Origin of the sequence: Halomonas sp. RT37, assembly GCF_040070525.1 — a bacterium.
GTDB classification, from domain to species: domain Bacteria; phylum Pseudomonadota; class Gammaproteobacteria; order Pseudomonadales; family Halomonadaceae; genus Halomonas; species Halomonas litopenaei.
In genome coordinates, this window is the sequence record NZ_CP098827.1 from 1567555 (window position 1) to 1588996 (window position 21442).

Annotated in this window: 6 protein-coding genes and 3 rRNA genes; 8 read left to right on the plus strand and 1 reads right to left on the minus strand. The window is 59.1% G+C overall.

The window, feature by feature from the left end; genetic code table 11:
* Positions 1–640 precede the first annotated feature (640 nt).
* From NFG58_RS06840 to NFG58_RS06865, 6 genes are all read left to right on the plus strand, one after another.
* Positions 641–2178, plus strand: a 16S ribosomal RNA gene (locus tag NFG58_RS06840).
* Positions 2179–2418: 240 nt separating this feature from the next.
* Positions 2419–5424: ribosomal RNA gene (locus tag NFG58_RS06845) — 23S ribosomal RNA — on the plus strand.
* A 95-nt stretch (positions 5425–5519) separates the two neighbouring features.
* A 5S ribosomal RNA gene (gene rrf, locus NFG58_RS06850) occupies positions 5520–5635 on the plus strand.
* The 16S, 23S and 5S rRNA genes sit together here, the layout of an rRNA operon.
* Positions 5636–6331: 696 nt before the next feature.
* Positions 6332–7210 carry an MBL fold metallo-hydrolase gene (locus NFG58_RS06855; RefSeq protein ID WP_108447577.1) on the plus strand — a complete coding sequence of 293 codons (879 nt, stop codon included), beginning with the start codon at positions 6332–6334 and terminating at the stop codon, positions 7208–7210.
* A gap of 152 nt (positions 7211–7362) precedes the next feature.
* A complete protein-coding gene (locus NFG58_RS06860) occupies positions 7363–8541 on the plus strand; it encodes an aminotransferase class I/II-fold pyridoxal phosphate-dependent enzyme (RefSeq protein WP_348827842.1) in 1179 nt (392 codons plus the stop codon).
* Between the two features lie 168 nt (positions 8542–8709).
* Complete coding sequence (locus tag NFG58_RS06865) at positions 8710–9198, plus strand: DUF2938 family protein (RefSeq protein WP_108447578.1); 489 nt, start codon at positions 8710–8712, stop codon at positions 9196–9198.
* Here NFG58_RS06865 and NFG58_RS06870 read toward each other — a convergent pair.
* Complete coding sequence (locus NFG58_RS06870; protein ID WP_348827843.1) at positions 9185–10264, minus strand: cytochrome c; 1080 nt, start codon at positions 10262–10264, stop codon at positions 9185–9187. The two genes, NFG58_RS06865 and NFG58_RS06870, sit on opposite strands and share 14 nt — an antisense overlap.
* Positions 10265–10879: 615 nt before the next feature.
* Between NFG58_RS06870 and NFG58_RS06875 the strand changes: the two genes are divergently transcribed.
* The gene (locus tag NFG58_RS06875; RefSeq protein ID WP_287164728.1) at positions 10880–11320 is read left to right on the plus strand and encodes a hemerythrin domain-containing protein; all 441 of its coding nucleotides are present in this window, start codon (positions 10880–10882) and stop codon (positions 11318–11320) included.
* 1261 nt (positions 11321–12581) lie between these two features.
* On the plus strand, positions 12582–21356 hold the full coding sequence (locus NFG58_RS06880; protein ID WP_348827844.1) for an immunoglobulin-like domain-containing protein: 8775 nt from the start codon (positions 12582–12584) through the stop codon (positions 21354–21356).
* Positions 21357–21442: the final 86 nt, after the last annotated feature.

Sequence of the window (21442 nt, forward strand, 5' to 3'; positions counted from 1 at the left end):
GGCGGTTTGCTGCAGTTTCTTGGCGCCTTCCTCGTCGCCTTGTCGGGGATGTCATGCAGATGACGCTGGCGTGAAATTTTTTTACACGAAGTGCTTGCCAAGGCCGGTCCCAATCCGTAAAGTACGCATCCGCTGCCGGCGACGAGCAAACGTCACAGGCGGTGAAGAGTGGTAAAAGTGATTGTTTTGAAAAGGCTTTTTTAAGTCTTCGAAAAATTCTCCACTTGACGGGCAACGAGAAATCGGTAAAATGCTCGCCACTCGATCGGAGTCGCCAGGACGGCATCGCAAGATGCGCGTCAGGCTCGCTTCGCTTTCTCTTGGGTCCTGCAGGCATCGCTTGCACAGCGAAAAAAGAAAGCCTTGACGAAACGCTTCGATTCTGTAGAATACGCCTTCCTCGCAGGGCGCTGTGACAAGGGCTCGGGTTAAAGATTCGGGCTGCGGCGCAGCAAAGCGAGACGCTCTTCCGGCTGGTTTGGTCGAGGGCAAGCTCTTTAAAAATTGATCAGGTAATTCATGTGGGCGCTTGCCGATGAGTCAGTGACACTGTCACTGAAATATCAAGGCAAGCGACTCGTCAAACGAGACGTTTGAACCTTGAGCCAAGTTTGGTCCGCTTAACGGACTATCAGACTTTAAACTGAAGAGTTTGATCATGGCTCAGATTGAACGCTGGCGGCAGGCCTAACACATGCAAGTCGAGCGGAAACGATCCTAGCTTGCTAGGAGGCGTCGAGCGGCGGACGGGTGAGTAATGCATAGGAATCTGCCCGGTAGTGGGGGATAACCTGGGGAAACCCAGGCTAATACCGCATACGCCCTACGGGGGAAAGCAGGGGATCTTCGGACCTTGCGCTATCGGATGAGCCTATGTCGGATTAGCTAGTTGGTGAGGTAACGGCTCACCAAGGCTGCGATCCGTAGCTGGTCTGAGAGGATGATCAGCCACATCGGGACTGAGACACGGCCCGAACTCCTACGGGAGGCAGCAGTGGGGAATATTGGACAATGGGCGAAAGCCTGATCCAGCCATGCCGCGTGTGTGAAGAAGGCCTTCGGGTTGTAAAGCACTTTCAGTGAGGAAGAAAGCCTTGAGGTTAATACCCTCGAGGGAGGACATCACTCACAGAAGAAGCACCGGCTAACTCCGTGCCAGCAGCCGCGGTAATACGGAGGGTGCGAGCGTTAATCGGAATTACTGGGCGTAAAGCGCGCGTAGGCGGCTTGATAAGCCGGTTGTGAAAGCCCCGGGCTCAACCTGGGAACGGCATCCGGAACTGTCAGGCTAGAGTGCAGGAGAGGAAGGTAGAATTCCCGGTGTAGCGGTGAAATGCGTAGAGATCGGGAGGAATACCAGTGGCGAAGGCGGCCTTCTGGACTGACACTGACGCTGAGGTGCGAAAGCGTGGGTAGCAAACAGGATTAGATACCCTGGTAGTCCACGCCGTAAACGATGTCGACTAGCCGTTGGGCTCCTTGAGAGCTTTGTGGCGCAGTTAACGCGATAAGTCGACCGCCTGGGGAGTACGGCCGCAAGGTTAAAACTCAAATGAATTGACGGGGGCCCGCACAAGCGGTGGAGCATGTGGTTTAATTCGATGCAACGCGAAGAACCTTACCTACCCTTGACATCGAGAGAACTTTCCAGAGATGGATTGGTGCCTTCGGGAGCTCTCAGACAGGTGCTGCATGGCTGTCGTCAGCTCGTGTTGTGAAATGTTGGGTTAAGTCCCGTAACGAGCGCAACCCTTGTCCCTATTTGCCAGCGATTCGGTCGGGAACTCTAGGGAGACTGCCGGTGACAAACCGGAGGAAGGTGGGGACGACGTCAAGTCATCATGGCCCTTACGGGTAGGGCTACACACGTGCTACAATGGCCGGTACAATGGGTTGCGAATCCGCGAGGTGGAGCTAATCCCATAAAGCCGGTCTCAGTCCGGATCGGAGTCTGCAACTCGACTCCGTGAAGTCGGAATCGCTAGTAATCGTGAATCAGAATGTCACGGTGAATACGTTCCCGGGCCTTGTACACACCGCCCGTCACACCATGGGAGTGGACTGCACCAGAAGTGGTTAGCCTAACTTCGGAGGGCGATCACCACGGTGTGGTTCATGACTGGGGTGAAGTCGTAACAAGGTAGCCGTAGGGGAACCTGCGGCTGGATCACCTCCTTAAACGACACGTCATCTGACTGTCGGTAAGTGCTCACAATGAATTACCTGATCGATAGAGCGGTTAACGGAACTTTGAGTTGGACGTTTGTGCTTCATTAGCAAGCCACAAGCCGCCAGCTTAGAGTTTTGTGCTCTAATGCTCTTTAACAATGTATATCATGCTGACAAAGTAAGATACGTTTCAAGCGTATCCGGCAATTGTCGTGACATCATCGATTGACAGACCCTTTGGGGTTATATGGTCAAGCGATGAAGCGCATACGGTGGATGCCTAGGCAGTCAGAGGCGATGAAAGACGTGGAAGCCTGCGATAAGGTTCGGCGAGGTGGCAAACGACCTGCGACCCGGACATCTCTGAATGGGGAAACCCACCCAAGGTAACTTGGGTATCTCATGTTGAATATATAGACATGAGAGGCGAACCGGGGGAACTGAAACATCTAAGTACCCCGAGGAAAAGAAATCAACCGAGATTCCCCTAGTAGCGGCGAGCGAACGGGGACCAGCCCTTAAGCAACACAACTGGTAGGTGAACAGATTGGGAAATCTGGCCATAGTGGGTGATAGCCCCGTAACCGAAACCTGAGTGTTGTGAAATCGAGTAGGTCGAGGCACGTGAAACCTTGACTGAAGACGGGGGGACCATCCTCCAAGGCTAAATACTCCTGACTGACCGATAGTGAACCAGTACCGTGAGGGAAAGGCGAAAAGAACCCCGGAGAGGGGAGTGAAATAGATCCTGAAACCGTATGCGTACAAGCAGTGGGAGCCAACTTGTTTGGTGACCGCGTACCTTTTGTATAATGGGTCAGCGACTTATTTTCAGTGGCGAGCTTAACCGTATAGGGGAGGCGTAGAGAAATCGAGTCTTAACTGGGCGACCAGTCGCTGGAAATAGACCCGAAACCGGGCGATCTATCCATGAGCAGGTTGAAGGTTGAGTAACATCAACTGGAGGACCGAACCAGGATCTGTTGAAAAAGATTTGGATGACTTGTGGATCGGAGTGAAAGGCTAATCAAGCCCGGAGATAGCTGGTTCTCCTCGAAAGCTATTTAGGTAGCGCCTCACGTATCACCGCCGGGGGTAGAGCACTGTTTCGGCTAGGGGGTCATCCCGACTTACCAACCCGAGGCAAACTCCGAATACCGGTGAGTGCAAGCGTGGGAGACACACAGCGGGTGCTAACGTCCGTTGTGAAAAGGGAAACAACCCAGACCGTCAGCTAAGGTCCCGAAATCCTGGTTAAGTGGGAAACGATGTGGGAAGGCTTAGACAGCTAGGAGGTTGGCTTAGAAGCAGCCATCCTTTAAAGAAAGCGTAATAGCTCACTAGTCGAGTCGGCCTGCGCGGAAGATGTAACGGGGCTCAAACCAGGTACCGAAGCTACGGGTGTGTTCGCATCACTTAAGGTGATTCGATAGTGTCAGTTCGCTGCCATCGCGAAGCGATGGCAAAGCGCTTCCCGAACGTTGAGTCGGGCAGGGCAAGGTGAACGGCCTGAGTCATTTTAAGGATGCGAACACGCGGTAGAGGAGCGTCGTGTAAGCCGATGAAGGTGTGTTGAGAAGCATGCTGGAGGTATCACGAGTGCGAATGCTGACATGAGTAACGACAAGGGGAGTGAAAAACTCCCCCGCCGGAAGACCAAGGGTTTCTGTTCGACGCTAATCGGAGCAGAGTGAGTCGGCCCCTAAGGCGAGGCCGAAAGGCGTAGTCGATGGGAAACGGGTCAATATTCCCGTACCTCACAGTATTGCGATGGGGGGACGAAGAAGGCTAGGTGAGCCAGGCGTTGGTTGTCCTGGTGAAAGCCGGTAGGCTGAGGATTCAGGTAAATCCGGATCCTTAAGGCCGAGAGGCGAGACGAACTGACTACGGTCAGGAAGTCATCGATGCCACGCTTCCAGGAAAAGCCTCTAAGCTTCAGATACTGTGAGACCGTACCCCAAACCGACACAGGTGGTCAGGTAGAGAATACCAAGGCGCTTGAGAGAACTCGGGTGAAGGAACTAGGCAAAATGGTGCCGTAACTTCGGGAGAAGGCACGCCGCATTAGGGTGAAGGTCCTCGCGACCGGAGCCTGACGCGGTCGAAGATACCAGGTGGCTGCAACTGTTTATTAAAAACACAGCACTCTGCAAACGCGCAAGCGGACGTATAGGGTGTGACGCCTGCCCGGTGCCGGAAGGTTAAGTGATGGTGTTAGCTCACGCGAAGCTCCTGATCGAAGCCCCGGTAAACGGCGGCCGTAACTATAACGGTCCTAAGGTAGCGAAATTCCTTGTCGGGTAAGTTCCGACCTGCACGAATGGCGTAATGATGGCCACGCTGTCTCCACCCGAGACTCAGTGAAATTGAAATCGCAGTGAAGATGCTGTGTACCCGCGGCTAGACGGAAAGACCCCGTGAACCTTTACTACAGCTTCACACTGGACGCTGATGTTGCTTGTGTAGGATAGCTGGGAGGCTTTGAAACCCTGTCGCCAGATGGGGTGGAGCCAACCTTGAAATACCAGCCTGGCATCATTGGCGTTCTAACTCAGGACCGTAATCCGGTTCGAGGACCGTGTGTGGTGGGTAGTTTGACTGGGGCGGTCTCCTCCCAAAGAGTAACGGAGGAGCACGAAGGTACCCTCAGCACGGTTGGAAATCGTGCAGTGAGTGCAAGAGCATAAGGGTGCTTAACTGCGAGACAGACACGTCGAGCAGATACGAAAGTAGGTTCTAGTGATCCGGTGGTTCTGTATGGAAGGGCCATCGCTCAACGGATAAAAGGTACTCCGGGGATAACAGGCTGATACCGCCCAAGAGTTCACATCGACGGCGGTGTTTGGCACCTCGATGTCGGCTCATCACATCCTGGGGCTGAAGTCGGTCCCAAGGGTATGGCTGTTCGCCATTTAAAGTGGTACGCGAGCTGGGTTTAGAACGTCGTGAGACAGTTCGGTCCCTATCTGCCGTGGGCGTTGGAGATTTGAGAAGCGCTGCTCCTAGTACGAGAGGACCGGAGTGGACGTACCTCTGGTGTTCCGGTTGTCACGCCAGTGGCATTGCCGGGTAGCTATGTACGGACGGGATAACCGCTGAAAGCATCTAAGCGGGAAGCCCCCTTCAAGATGAGATCTCCCTGAGGCCTTGAGCCTCCTAAAGGACCCAGCAAGACCAGCTGGTTGATAGGCCGGGTGTGGAAGCGCTGCAAGGCGTTGAGCTAACCGGTACTAATGGTCCGTGAGGCTTGACCATATAACACCCAAAGGGTTTTGGTCGATGATGTCTCGAATCAATTGACGGATACGATGAAACGTATCGTCGGCATGATATATATTGTCTTTTTTCCGCCTGACGACCATAGCGAGTGGGAACCACCTGATCCCTTGCCGAACTCAGAAGTGAAACCGCTCAGCGCCGATGGTAGTGTGGGGTCTCCCCATGCGAGAGTAGGTCATCGTCAGGCATTTATTCAGAAGAAGCCCAATTCCGAGAGGAGTTGGGCTTTTTCGCATGCATGGGGAAGACCCCTCTCTTTATATGTGGGGCCGCACTGCGTGCGGTCCGGCCGCTCGCAAGCTCGCGTCGTTCGTCACCCCTTGCGGCGTTGCCGCAAAACCCTGGGGTGACTCACCCCCATGCGAGAAACATTGTTATCTTGGTGGCGTCATCCGGCAGTCTTCAGGGAAGAGCGGCGGCCAGGACGGACGGGCGCTGTAGAGCAGAAGGCGGGACCGTCCATCAGGCATTTATTCAGAAGAAGCTCGGTTATCGAGAGATAGTCGGGCCTTCTTTTTGTAAAGAGCGCATGCATGGTCTCTCTACAAGTTCAGCCCCTCTCTTTATATGTGGGGCCGCGCCGATAACCCCCTCGGCGCGGTCCGGCCTGGCTCTTCTCAAGGGCAAGCTCGCGTCGTTCGTCCCCCCTTGCAGCTTCGCTGCAGCCCTTGTAAAGAGCGCTGGGGTGACTCACCCCCATGCGAGCGACCTTGCTGTCTAAGCGTCATCGTCAGGATTTTCTTTAGAAGAAGCCCAATTCCGAGAGGAGTTGGGCTTCTTTCGTTTCTGCTTCCTATGCGGAATGCTGCTCTGGATGGAACAAAGGTGCTAAAGAAAGATCGAAATGGCATATTCATCGTACACAGAGCGAAGGAGGTGCCAGATGCAACGAATTCGTCATTCCGAGGGGCGGCCACAGGTGACGGGATTCTTCGATACCGCGACATCGAGCGTCCAGTACGTGGTCACGGACCCCGATACCAGACGGTGTGCCATCATCGATCCGGTGCTTGATTTCGATGCGGCCTCCGGTGCGACGTCCACCGCCAGCGCGGATGAACTGCTTGGCTACGTGAAGGAGCACGGCCTCGAAGTGGAGTGGGTGCTGGATACCCATCCCCATGCCGATCATCTGTCGGCGGCGCAGTATCTCAAGCAGCAGACGGGGGCGCCGACGGCGATTGGGCAGAAGATCACCGAGGTACAGGCGCTGTGGAAGGATATCTATCATTGGCCGGAGCTGGCCTGCGACGGTAGTCAGTGGGACAGGCTGTGGGCCGAGGGGGATCGCTTCTCCATCGGTAGTCTCGAGGTCGAGGTGATGTTCTCTCCCGGGCATACCCTGGCGTCGGTTACCTACCGCGTCGGTGATGCTGCCTTCGTCCACGACACCCTGTTTCAGCCTGACTTCGGCACGGCCCGGGCTGACTTTCCCGGTGGCGACGCTCAGGCATTGTGGCAGTCGATACAGGACCTGCTTGCCTTGCCGGAAGATACCCGCATATTTACCGGGCACGACTATCGCCCCGGAGGCCGGGAGCCCCGGTGGGAGAGCACGGTGGCTGAGCAGCGCCGTGACAACATCCATCTCCAGGGTCAGCACGAGGCCGGCTACATCGCCATGCGCAATGGACGCGACCAGGACTTGCCGATGCCTGCGCTGATGCTGCCATCACTCCAGGTGAATATTCTGGGAGGACGTTTGCCCAAGGCAGAGTCCAACGGCCGTCGCTACCTCAAGATCCCGCTGAACGCCTTTTAAGCGCGGTGACGGCTGCTGAGAACGGCCTCCGAGAGCGGAGTCCATGAATATCCCTGCGGCGGGCGCTTGGGCATGCGTTTCTGGTGAAGTGTCTGCTTTCACGCTAGGTTGGTCAGACGGTGATTGGCTTGCAAGCTCACAAAGGAGGCAGCATGCCCCGTCTCGACCGCTATGGACTGGCGACGCGCACCATCCATGGCCAGCAACAGCGTGATCCCTTCGGCAGTCCCCATATGCCGATCTACGACACCACGACCTTTGCCTTCGATGATACGGCCTCTCTGCGAGAGGTCGGAGAAGGGAAGAGGCGTGGTGGCTTCTATTCGCGCTATGGCATGAATCCGACGCTGTACGCCCTCGAGGATGTGCTGGCAGGACTGGAGGGGGCCGAGGCCGCCCTGAGTTTCAGTGCAGGGATGGGGGCCATCAGCGCGTTGCTGCTGGCCCACGGCAAGAAAGGGGTGGTGGGCTACGGTGAGATCTACGGTGGCACTCTGGGGCTGATGGCGAAGGGATTGCCAAGCCTCGGTTATCCCGTCGACCTGGTGTTGGGCGATGAAGGCGACGCTCTCGAGCGGAGGCTACGCGAGGGCGTTGGACTGGTCTTTGTGGAGACACCGAGCAACCCGACGCTTGCCATCACCGATATCGAAAAGCTGGCGAGGCATGCGCACGCCCATGGCGCACTGGTGGTGGTGGACAATACCTTTGCCACGCCGGTCAACCAGCTGCCGCTGCCACTCGGCGCCGATCTGGTGGTGCACAGTGCCACCAAATATCTGGGAGGGCACAGTGATCTCACCGCAGGGGCGGTGATGGGCACTCGTGCGTTGCTGGAGCCTATCGATTGGTGGCGTCAGTCTCTGGGCAGTGCTCCATCGCCGCAGACAGCGTCATTGTTGTCGCGAAGCCTCAAGACCCTGTCGGTTCGAGTGGCGCAGCACAACCGTTCGGCGCAGACGATCGCCGAAGCGCTGCAATCGCATGCGGCAGTACGTCGTGTCCACTATCCTGGTCTGACGAGTCACCCCGGGCACGAGGTGGCCAGGCGGCAGATGCGTGGGTTCGGGGGCATGCTGACGCTCGAGCTGGAGGCGGACCTTTCGTTGACGGAGAAGATCGCGGAATCGCTTCGCTGGTTTGCCCTGGCACCAAGCCTGGGTGGCGCCGAAAGTCTGGTGACTCAGCCCCGCACGACCACCCACGTGGACTTGAGCGACGAGGAACGCCAGCGCAGAGGTATTTCGGACAGCATGTTGAGATTGTCGATAGGGCTCGAGGACGTGGAAGACCTGCTCGAGGATCTCGATCAGGCGCTTAGGATTGCTTGAAGCAGCATGAAGAAGGCGGGGCAGGTCGATGCTATCTCGGCACGGCGATCGTCTTGCCTGTATTTTTCAGCTTGGCCTGCGCGCGTCGGTGGTGACGCCGATCGTGTGATGGGCGCTTATGCCTTCGGCTCCAGGGCGATTGATGGAGTCCAGTGTCAGGAGAAAGGGATGTTCGATACGCTTGGTCTTGCCCTGGTGATCGGTGTCGGCGGGACGGCGCTGCTGGATCTGTGGAATTGGCTGTTGAACAAGTCGATAGGGCAACCACTGCCACCCTGGCATCTGGTCGGCCGCTGGTTTTCGGGCTTGCCCAAGGGGAGACTGGTCCATCGCCAGGGGATCGCTTCCTCGCCTGCGATCGGCGGTGAGCTCGCCATCGGCTGGATCATGCACTACGTCGTGGGCGTGAGCTTTGCCCTGGCGCTGTTGTTGGTGTGGGGAGATGGCTGGGCGTTGGCACCGACCTTTGGCCCGGCCTTGATCGTAGGCCTGGTGACGGTAGGCGCGGGCTGGTTCATCCTGCAGCCTGGCATGGGAGTGGGGGTTGCCTGCTCGGGCGCTCCCAACCCGAGCCTCGCCCGCATGAACAACGTGGTGGGCCATATCGTCTTTGCCCTGGGCATGTATCTGACGGCGCGTCTGATCACGGCGGGCTGAGCAGATACCTTGGGGTGAAGCGAGGTTCCAAATAGACGGTCTGGGCCGTCAGAGCAATGCTCTCGAGTGCCTTGTTCAATCGCTCCGGTGTCAGATCGGCCCCCGCTGCAGCCAGGGCTTCTCCGAGCAGGGCGCCAAGGGCGTAGCCGCGCAGGGCTTCGGGCCCCTGATCGTGGAGGGCGGCCCAGCTCAGGGCGTCCTGGTGCGGTATGGCGAGGATAACCTCATGGCCGGCTTCTGCCAGGGCAGCGGCGTGTTCGCCGAGATGATCCAGACAACCGACCAGGGTTCTGGGGGTGTCCAGCAGTTCACCATTTTCCAGTTCGTCGACAATATTGTCGCTGGCGACCAGGGTCACATCGGCTGCCGCCGAGAGCGGAAGACTCATGGTCATCAGCCGAAAGCGAAATTCATCGCCATGGCGGCCGAGCAGGCCCACGCGCTGTGCGCTGGTATTGCGCACTTCCCTGACGGCGGCCACCAGGCAGGCCGTCTGCAAGCGCTCTTCCAGCCGGTCGTCGATCTCGGTCAGGGTCGTCAACACGTCAGGCCGCGTCGTCACCTCGATACGTCGACCAAAAGCGCCGCCCTGGCTATTGAAGGCAACAATGGCCGCGCTGAAGCCGATATCCAGGTCCGAATTTCCGGAGATGCCCACCAGCACTCGTGTGGGTTCGATGCCGGTGTCCGTCGCCGCCGAGAGCTGTTGCAGGTGGTCGATCAGCGAGTCCAGAACGTCGTCGTCCAGTGCGTAACGTGGCATCTGCGCAGACAGTCGGCGTTGATCGGGAGCGATGCCCTGACTCAGTGCCTTCAGCAGACTCGTTCGATCATAGCCAGGCTGGTGGTCTTCGCTGGTCAATGCCGTCCAATGGACAGCGGGTGCAGTGCCATCGATCCCCAGGCCATCGACACCGTGGCAGCTTGCACAGGAGGGATGAGGTGACTCGCCGTGGGTTCCCTGCTGGTAGAGGGTCTGTCCTGACGTCAGAGGAGGGGAGTCGGCGGCTCGGGCGGAAAGCACGATGCATGAGGCCATGACGGCAAGTCGAATGCTGGCTCTCAAGGCAGGGTGTCCTCCCGCTATTGCGTGTCCATGTACAGTAACGCAGCTTCCGAGTGACTGGGCAAGCTACCATCGTCCACTCCCCCTGGCTCCTTGCTGCCCACACACTGTAGCCGGGATTGCCGACTCAGGGCGGCCGACGGCCGAGTTTGTAGTCAGTCGACGTAGCCTCTGTCGGATGCTAACCGACAACCTGTCGGTGCGACTCGAGGTGTTCCCGAAGCCGCCCGATTTGGCACGTACCGAACAAAAATTTGCCAATTGGGTCCGCCCGAAAATGACGTCCGTCCCAATGCTGGCGGTCGCTACCTGGCGTCTCCTGGACGAGCCCGACCGGCTAGCGTCCTCAAGCGTTCGCAAAGCGCTCCCGCGGGTTCCCTGAGCAAGCTTTCTTCCCGTAGCCGTCTGGCCTGGGAGTAAAGCCCAGCAGGAGTGGAGCAGAATTGGGCAAAAGACTCGGTAGACTTAGGCGATCGTAGGCTTCGGGTTGCGGATCTTGAACAATATAACCATCCTTGTACAAGTTTGGTATATGGAAGAACCGTGACATCGCCATGGAACAGACGCCGTCGACGGCGCGATCCTGGCTTCGCTTCGACAAGGAGGAAGAGATCCGTGACCATCTTTGAAGCCCTGCGTGAGAGCCACGACAAGCAGCGCCGCCTGCTGGAACTGCTGGTGGAGACCGAAGGCGACAGTGACGGGCGCGATGAGCTGTTCAAGCGCGTCAAGGAGGAGCTCGAGAACCACGCTGGCGCAGAAGAGCGGGCGCTGTACATGCCGATGATGGAGCATGACATGACCCAGGAGAAGGCGCGGCACAGCGTGGCCGAGCACCACGAGATCGATGAGCTGATCGAGGCGCTCGAGACGACCGACTACAGTTCACCGGGCTGGCTTGCCAGCGCCAGGAAGCTGCAGCATCTGGTCACTCATCACCTCGACGAGGAAGAGCAGGAGGTGTTCCAGCTCGCCGGACGCGCCTTTGACGATGCCACCAAGGCCAACCTCGCCGAAGAGTACCTGCAGGACATGCAGGATCGGGAAGCCGGCTGAAGGCAGACGCTTTCCAAGCCGCTTGCATAAAGGGCGCCGGAGGAAACTCCGGCGCCCTTTGTCGTGTGACAGGACTCTAGGGCTTGTCTGAAAAGTGCCTGCGCTCGGTAATACGGTGTTAAAAATCGGATCAACATGCTCATTTACACCCCGTAAACTGCGCTGTCTCACCGATTTTTGCCTTGTCTAACCTTCGCTCGTCGACTTTTCGGACAGCGCCTAGGACCGGGCGTGTCGGAGTGGCGCCCCGGCGGACCAGGTTTCCAGCGCTCCACCCAGCGAATGCCTTCAACGGTGCTACCTCCGTAGCTTCGCCGAATATCCAGCGCTCTATGCCACAAGGCAGAGGTGGGTGCAGCCTGGCCAAGTCGGCCCGCCTGAAAAGATTAGTAAAAAAGAATGATGAGAAACGTACTTTAATAGTGATAATTATAATACCTTAATATCTAGAATAATAATATAAGGTGTTTTATATAGTGGTTTCTGGAATCGAGAAGCATGGTGTCACGCAGAGGCGTGAGTGTTACCTAATATGCAGTTTCGTGCATTCTTGAGACGTGTTTTAGCTAAAAATGTAACAAAATGTTCCAAAGTGCTATAACTCGGGCAAGGTTTCTTGGATGCATCTTACCGGTGTTAAGGCACTGATCAATGTGGTCTCCCTCCTTGTTCACCGGTTGCGATACGTCGGTTTGCATTCCTTCCGAGGGTTCGGTCCAGGAGCCTGGGTGACTGGCCAGTGACAATGATAATCGATCTACGACAGGGGCTTGGTGCTATGAATTCACGGGTTAGAATTCTCGACATGGAAGGGGAGGTCTGGATTCGTGATGACTCCGGTCAACTGCGTCTGCTGAGAGTAGGCGAAAGCCTATCTACCGATGCTGTTGTTTCGGCTCCCCAAGCCGCCACCTTGGTACTCGAAGGAGACCCAGCCCTTAGACTGAACCTGATGACGACGGATGGCGTGCTCGTTTCTCGACTGCTGAGTGAGAGCCCTTCGCCATCCGATTCGGGCGATTTTTACCGCGGGCCCGATGATGACACGCCCCTCGGTGAAGGGGATTTCAGTCGTACGGGAGAGGAGATCGGTGACGAAACCCTGAATGAGCTGCTGGCTGAACTCGAGGAGAATCCTCCCCAGGCGGGTAGTAGCTCATCGGCTGGAGGGAGCGGTAATGAAGGACACGGTTTCGTACGCCTTTTGCGCATCGTCGAAAACGTGGATCCGCTAGCATTCAATTTCCCACTGGCGGATGAGGTGGGCATTGAAGTGCGTGACGGTGACCCCATCGACGATGATGATGGTGCCTTGCTGGATGATGCGCTCAGCGTGAGCGTCGAACTGTTGGGCGCGGGAGCCGACGGCATCTTTTCTCTGGCGGAAATCGGCGATGATGGCAGCGTCACCGCCAGAGTGATTCTTGGTGACGATACGGAGGTCGGTGATCGCCTGGTGGTGGTTGCCGCCGATGGCAGTGTACTGCTGGATCGCCCGGTCACGGTGACTGATCTAACGGAAGGCGTCGATCTGGAAGTGCCTGTTGCGCCCGGCGATGACAGTGTCAGTGTCCAGGCGACCGTGACCGACGCCGATGGCAACAGCGACAGCGACGACGACACCAAACCGATCGACGACCAGCCGCCGACGGTGGAGGTCAATCTGGCCGGCGCCGGTGATGATGGCGTCTACAACCTGGCCGAGATCGGCGACGACGGCAGTGTCACTGCCAGGGTGACCCTGGGTTCGGGCACCGAAGTAGGCGACACCCTGAGGGTGACCGATGGTCAAGGTAACGTGCTGCTCGAGCGCAGCCTCACCGCCCGGGACTTGAGCGATGGGCTCGACGTCGAGGTGCCGGTCACCAAGGGCGACGAAAGCGTGAGCGTCACCGCCACCGTCACCGATCCTGCCGGCAACAGCGACAGCGACGACGACACCAAGCCGATCGACGACCAGCCGCCGAGCGTGACGATCTCACTGATCGGGGCCGGTGATGATGGTGCCTACCAGCAGAGCGAGATCGGCAACGACGACAGTGTTACCGCGCGGGTGAACCTGGGTGCCGGCACCGAAGTGGGCGACACCCTGAGGGTGACCGATGGTCAAGGCAACGTGCTGCTCGAGCGTAGCGTCACCGCCCAGGACCTGAGCGATGGGCTCGACGTCGAAGTGCCGGTGGTGGCCGGTCAGACCCACGTTCAGGCAAATGCTCGGGTCACCGATCCGGCGGGCAACTCCGACGACGCCTTGGATCGCAAGCCGGTGGCCTTGGGCATCGAATTGAGCGCCAGCAGCACGGTCGTCGAGGGTGAGTTCATTACCGTAACCGCGACCATGGACAATGTGGCCGATCGCGATGTGGTGGTGACGCTCGAAGACGGAAATACCATCACCATTGTCGAGGGCGAGCGCAGTGCCAGTATTCAGGTGGCGAGCCGACCCGATGAGCATGTGAATCAGGGGGAGACGAGCCGGGGTTTCTCCATCGAGTCGGCCACGCCCACCGGCTACGACCAGGTCGATCTTGGCGATGGCGTCACTACCCTTATGGTGGACGACAACGACATTACTCGACTGGTGCTCAAGGCCACTCCTGAGTTGACGGAAGGTGGCGCGATCACCTACACGGTGGAGTTGCAGGACCCACAGGGCCAGCCCCGTAGCGCCGACAAGGCGATCGCTGTGACCTTGGCCAACGGCGAGTCGCTGACTGTACCGGCGGGTCAGACCAGCGCCTCGGTCACGGTGGCCGCGCCATCAGACGATGTCTACGTCGATCCCGGCCAGGTGGTCAACTCGATCCGTGAGGCGAAGGAAGTTGAGCCTGATGGCCAGCCGGCCAGCGGTATTGGCACGCTGGAGAAGCTCGAGGTCGACTCCGCCACGGTCAGCACTCAGGTGAATGACACCATCGATGAAGTGGTGGTCTCCCTGAGTGCGCCTGACGATGCGGATGAAGGACAGGCAGTCAGCGTCACACTGACCGTCGAGGAACCACCCCAAGGCGGCCCTCTGACGATTACGCTCGACGATGGCACCAAAGTGGTCATCGCCGAGGGCGCCACCAGTGCCCAGGTGACGTTGCGTGCTCCCGATCAGGACCAGAATCTGGGGCCAGGCGAAAGCGCCGATGATACCGCTTCCTGGACCATTGGCATCGATACCTTGACGGGGGGTAACTACGAGAAGCTGGTTGCCGGGGGCGACAAGACGGTCATCGTCCATAGCGATGTCCCCGAACTGACGATCCCCGATGACAACGGTCCCACTGTGGCAGGAGACGCCAGCGTCAGCGAAGCCGGCCTCGAATCAGGCTCGCTGGCTGACGATAGCGATGTGGTGTCGGGAGTCATCGCCGTGGGCTCGGGCGGAGTCGACGAGGTGGCCAGTGTTGCTTTCGGTTCCATCAGCAAGTCCCTGGCAGAGCTTCAGGCAGCGAGCGCCAGCCAGCCGATCTCTATCGACATGGCCTACGGAACCTTGTCGATCACAGGGTACGACGCGGTTGCCGATGAACTGTCCTACACCTATACGTTGACGAAACCAGCAAATCACGCCAGTGGTTCGGTGGTGGATTCGCTAGCGGTCAAGGTGACCGATGACTCCGGTGACAGCCGTCAAGATAATCTGGATATCCTGATCCGCGACGACGGTCCCTCTGCCACCAGCGACTCTCTGCAGACCACCACCGAGGGCGACGCGCGTACAAGCGGCACCAACCTGTTGGTCAACGACACCCTGGGCGCCGATGGGGCCCGGGTCGAGAGCATCACCTTTATCGATCGCAGCGGTGCCACGACCGCCCGCAGCATTTCCGACGGCGGCAGTGTGACTGTGGAGACTCGCTACGGCAGCCTGACCGTTGCAAGTGATGGAAACTGGAGCTATACGCCTGTCGCCAGCGCCGCCCATCCTCGCCCGCAGGGTAATGACAGCGGCGATACGCTGCGCGACGATTTCAGCTATGTGCTGATTGATGCAGACGGCTCTCGGTCGAACACCGCGCAGCAGCCGGTGTTGGTCAAAGACACCGAACCGAGCATCGGTGATCCGACCGATGGACGCCTCGACGAACAGTATCTGGCATCTGGCTCCGAGCCGAACACCAGCAAACGCTCGGTGAGCGGTGATCTTGATGTCAACAAAGGTCAGGACAGCATCGATACCCGGTTCACCGCTGATACCGTGGCGACCCTGAATCAGCTTGGGCTGACCTCCGAGAATCAGGCGATCGGCTATTCGCTTTCCAGTGATGGGCACACCTTGACCGCCCGTGCAGACGGCGAAACGGTATTTACCATCAGCGTGCTCGATGCCGGTAGCAACGATGCCAGCTACCGCTTCACCCTGGAGGGCCCGCTGGATCACGTGACCTCGGTGGTCGATAGCAACGGCAATATCGTGCTGACGCTACCGTTCGAGGTGATCGACAGCGACGGCGATATCGATGAAGACGACTTCCAGGTGACCGTGGTCGATGACCCGGCGCAGGAGTCTCAGAGCATCACCTTGAAGGAAGATGGCAAGAAAACCTTCTCCACCCCCGCCAACGCTACCGAAGATACCCTAGCGATCAGCGACGCGCCGGAGTATGGCAGTGTCACCATCGGTGCCGACGGCAGACTGACCTACAAGCCCGACGGCAACTACAGTGGCGCCGATGCCTTTACCTATACCTACACAGAGGGCGGCACCACCTATTCGGTAGACGTCGATGTGACCGTCACCCCCGTGGCTGACAAGCCGGATCTTCCGTCATCATCGGCGGCGACCGACGAAGATGTATCGGTGGCGCTTGGTCTTGCCGCACCATCGCCTACCGACACCACCGATCAGAACATGGGGGCAGCAGGGGACAACCCCGAACTGCTGGGGGCCATTACCGTGTCCGGGCTTCCCTCTGGAGCCAAGCTGCTGAAGGCCGACGGTAGCGTTATCGACACCAAGGGCAAGAGCACGCTGACCATCAAGCTGTCCGATGGCTCTCATCTTTCGACCTTGGACGACGGTGACGTTGACCTGGTGATGACCCGTGCGGAATTCGAGGGGCTGAAGGTAGCGCCGAAGGCACAGGACGGCAGCAATTTCTCGTTATCGATCCAGGTCTCGAGCTATGAGGTCGACGCCGACGGCGAGCGTCTGAGCGGCATCCCGGGAGCCACCTCGGCGATTCGTGTCCCGGTAACGGTCCAGGCGGTCACCGATGACGTGACTTTGACCTTCGCTGACGACACCGATCACAAGGTCTTCAAGACCGCGGAAGACGTCGCCTTCAACCTGAGCGAGACGCTGAAGGCGTCTTTCGAGGATCTGGACGGCAGCGAGTATCGTGAACTGTTGCTCGAGGGATTGCCCGAGGGCACCGTGGTCACCATCAACGACAACCTGACGCGAGTCGTTGGCGCCAGTGGCCAGGTGCGGGTACCCGCCGGTGGGCTGAGTGCTTCGACTACCGACTTCCCCAAGATCACCATTACGCCGCCGGATGACTTCAGCGGTGAAATCAAGGGAGTCTCGGTAACCTTGAGAGCGCGGGATGGCGACGCCGATGGTCCCTCGCCGAACGGCGTCTGGAAGGAAGACAAAGTCACTCTGGACATCGATGTGACTCCAGTGGTGGATGACCCTTCCGTCAGCGCGCGCGGTACTGAAGATGAGGCCTTCAAGTTTCTCGCCTCGCTCAAGGTCGGGGATGACGACGGTGGTGGTGCGACCAGCGAGACGATCACCTCGATCGAGATCGCCGTGGTACCCGATGGCTGGGAGATCCGCAACGCCGACGGCAACCTGGTGCACACCGGCAACGGCAGCGACGGGTTCAGCGTACCCAAGAGTGACGTGGATAGCGGTGCCTTCAAGAACTACAGCCTGACCGGGCCGGCCCACGAGAGCGATGACCCAAGCCTGACGCTCAAGGTCGGGATCACCGATACGGCCACCATCGATGGCGCTACTGTCAGCGATGAGGAGGTCAAGGAGGTGACCTACTCGCCCAAGGTCGCGCCCAAGGCGGAGGTCATTGCCGCCAGCGGCGTCAGCGACAGCGATGGCGATGGCAAGGCCGATCTCACCATGACCGGTGGGCATACCTATGGCGCCAGCGACGGTGTCGCCGAGGACGAGTGGTTCAAGCTGACCAATGATGATTTCGACTTGAAGGACGATTGGTCGAATCAGGACAGCGATGGTTCGGAGAAGACCTTCGCCCGACTGACGCCAGAGCAGCTGGATGGTCAGGCCGGAGACATGATCGGTGCCAGCTTCCGCTATCTCGATGAGGCTGGTCAGTGGGTAGAAAAGTCCTACGACGGGACCCCGGTAGAAATTCCGGTCCAGCATCTTTCCAGCGTGGAGTTTCGCCCGCCGACCAATCGCAAGGGCACCTTCCAGATCCGCGTGCAAGCGAAGACGGTGGATACCGATGGAGAGGGCAACGTGGACACTGCGGTGTCCGGCGAGGCGCTGTTGACCGGCATCCGCGTCCAGGAACCAGTAGCGGATCGTGTGTCCCTGGGCTACGAGCCGGTGGCCCAGACCGATGAAGACACGGCGGTGGCGCTTGAACTTCGGCCCCAGAGCGATGATCCCAACGAGGTCTATCGCATGACCCTGTCCGATCTGCCGGATGGGGCGGTGCTTCACTACAATGGTCAGCAGGTGGCCGATGACGGCAATGGCAACTATATCATCGACAACTTCGATGCCAGTGTGCCTCTCACCATTACACCTCCACCGGACAGCAACGAAGATTTTTCCATCAAGGCAACACCTGTCAGCGTGGACACCTTCGGTGGCGTCACCAGCGAGTTCACCGGTGAAGCACGCGATATCCTGGTCAAGGTCAAGGGAGTCGCAGACGCTCCCGAGGTGACCACCAGCGTCGAATCCTACGTGGAGCAGGCGCTGGACGATGGCGTGACCGAGGTACGATTGAGCGATCTTGTCACGGTGCAAAGCGGTGATCGTGATGACTCTGAATCACTGGCCTACCGCATCAGCGGGCTGGACGAAGGCTTCGCCGTGGCCGGAGCGGTGCTCATCAGTCCTGAGGATGCCGAGGGCGACGAGCGGGTCTGGGTCACCAGAGAGCTTGCCGACGTGCGCATCACCACCCCTGACAACTTCAGCGGTCGTGTCGACTTCAGTGTCACCCCGGTGGTGACCGAAGATGATGGCGATTCACGCGATGGGGACCAGCATCAGGTCTCGTTCGAAGTGACGCCGAGTCCTGAAGGGGTGATCGAGACCGATTCGCGTCTTGTCGAGGATACCCTGGGCAAGCTCGATTTCAGTCTGGTAACACAGAATGGCGACACCAACGAGATGCTCGAGACGGTGTGGATCGACGCCGCTGATGTGCTCCAGGCGCCATTTACCATCTACGTCGGCAATTCCACGAGCACCACGCTCGCCCAGGCGGCGGCCACAGACCCGGATGTCACTATGGAGGGCGGCGAGTACAAGCTGACCAATGGCGCCTGGGAGCGTCTCTACGCCAAGGGGGATGCCAACTTCGGTGCGGGTAGCGCCGAACTGGCGCTGCGCTACCAGGTGACCGACACACCGAACGCCGGCTACGAAGGTCAGGTGGATGACGTGACGTCGGCACCCAGGGATGCCATTCATCAGGTAGTCATCGATGCCGTCACCGACACGCCGACCATCGATATCACCAGCATCGTCAACCTCTCGGGTGGTGGTGTCAGCATCACCGGCAATGACGTCAATGCCGGGACCGGTGATCGCGTTCAGGTCAATGTCGCGGTCGATCAGTCCGCCGACGCCGACGCAGGTAACCAGCCCGACGAGGACGGCAGTGAGTCGCTCCGCTATTTCCTGATCGATGGTGTGCCGGAGGGCGTCAGTGTGGAAGGGGCCGAATATATCGGCGTGGTGGCCGGTGACAGCGGCGGCCGCCAGTGGCGAATCGAGTTGGATCCGCCCCAGAGTTTCGACGGCCCCATTCCGCAGCAGCACTCTTTCGTCTTTGTCCTGGGGGAAGGGGGGCAACTGAACGATATCAACAACCACTCCATCACCATCACCGCGGTGACCCAGGACGCCGGGGGCAACACCCTGGAGCAGAGCGCCAGCGCAAGCTGGACGCTGAGCGGCAGTGGCGATGACAACGACGGGGAGGATGCCTCCGATATCGAGCGCTGGGACAACGACTCCAGTGCTGCCATGACCGAGGACTCGGCGTCTCCGCTGTCGCAGCTGATCGATGCCCAGATCGCCGGGAACGACGGTGCCAGCTCCATCACCCTCAGCAATCTGCCGCCGGGGACCGTGGTTACGGGCATGGAGGAGACCACGGTCAACGGCCAATCGGTGTGGTACGCCAGTACCGACGGCGGTGGTCAGGCCGCATTGGATGACCTGATGGCGTCGATCAGCGTGACGCCACCGGCCAACTGGAATGACAATGGCGAAGATTTCACCTTCGACGCCACCCTGACCACCCGCTCATCCAGTGGCAAGGAAAACTCACATTCTGTCACCGTGGACCCCCCGGTTACTCCGGTGACGGATACCCCCGAGGTCAGCGTATCGGGCGAGCTGGCCGACAATGGTCGTGATGTTGACTTCGAGGTCGGCGTCACCAGCCCTGCCGACAGCCCGGACGTTACGCTGGTGGACGGTCAACTGGTTCTGACCCTCGACGAGAGTGGAGCAACCGATGCCGATGGTGGTGCCGCGCCAGGCGGTACCCTGTTCTACAACGGCCAGGCGCTGACGCCAGGATCAGATGGTCGCTACGTCATCGACGGCGTCGCAGTCGGAGACACGGTCAATCTGACCTACCGTCCGGCGGTGGGGGTCTGGGGAGAAGTCTCGCTTGTCGCCGAAGGCTCCACCCAGGAAACCGACGCGACCAATCGGGAAGCCGATCAGGACCAGGCCAGCGTCGAGGTACCGCCGCCGCCGCCTGAAGTGTCGGTCAACGACATCCGGGGAGAGGAGGACAGCCTGATCGATGTCAGCGGTCTCGAGGTTGATTTGCTCGACCCCTCCCAGACCCTGGAAGCGGTGCTGATCGATGGCCTGCCTAACGGCTGGCTGGTGATGACCGGAGCCGACGCGGCTTCCGCGACCCTGGCGGAGAATATGGGTAAGGGCAGCTGGTCGATTCTCAAGCCTGACGGGAGTTTGCCTGCCTACGTCGGCCTGATCCCTCCACGTGACTGGAGCGGAGACCTCAGTGGCGCCGATAGCCTCTCGGTGACAGCCATCGCCGGCCGTGATGGCGAACGTTACATCGGTGACGAGGCGTTCTCGGTGTTGGTGGACGCCGTGGCCGATCCGATCGAGGCCGATCCGTTGCTGAGCTTCGGCGATGAGGGCGACAGAATTCCGCTCAACCTCAACGCCTCGGTGCTGGATCGAGACGGTTCCGAACAGGTGACGTTGACCCTCAAGGGGCTGGGGGAGCACGCCAGCTTCTTCAGTGGCGACAATCTTCTGGACTGGACCTACGACGCCGGAACCGATACCTATGTGATCGATGACATCTCAATCGACCAACTGAATGCGCTGACGCTGGTGCAGAAGGCGACCGATGGCAATGTCACCCTGGACTTCAGCCTGGCCACCGTGGACGGTCAGGATACCCTCGACCCGCCTTATGAAGGCCAGGTGGACCTCGATATCCGCGCAGTGGAGCCGACGACCGGTGACGATACGCTGCTCTACAGCGGCAAGGCGATCAATGGTCTCGGTGGTGACGATGTGGTCGAGTTGCGCTTTGGCGAGGACATCGATCCCGGCAAGGTGCGCAATATCGAGACACTGGACCTGATGGGGGAGGGCCAGGACCATGACGTTACCTTGAGTGCACAGGATGTGCTCGACATGACCAGTGGTGATGAGCTGTTTGTGCGTGGTGACGCCGGAGACAGGGTCTCCTTGAGAGCCGATGAATGGTCCGCCACCGGCAATCAGGTGCAGGAAGATGGCATCACCTACAACGTCTACGATGGAAACGGCAACGCCGTGCTCAAGATCCAGGATGGTATCGACGTGGACATCTGATTCGCCGACTTGCCCGGCAGGTGGCAACGGGGGACACGGTCCCCCGTTGCCGCATGGCTAGCGTGAATCGCTGGCTCGGGGGTAGT

What these genes read in the sequence shown, in the direction of transcription:
- NFG58_RS06855 (WP_108447577.1), top strand. Translation starts at nt 6,332, where the DNA reads ATGCAACGAATTCGTCATTCCGAGGGGCGGCCACAGGTGACGGGATTC.
- NFG58_RS06860 (WP_348827842.1), top strand. Translation starts at nt 7,363, where the DNA reads ATGCCCCGTCTCGACCGCTATGGACTGGCGACGCGCACCATCCATGGC.
- NFG58_RS06865 (WP_108447578.1), top strand. Translation starts at nt 8,710, where the DNA reads ATGTTCGATACGCTTGGTCTTGCCCTGGTGATCGGTGTCGGCGGGACG.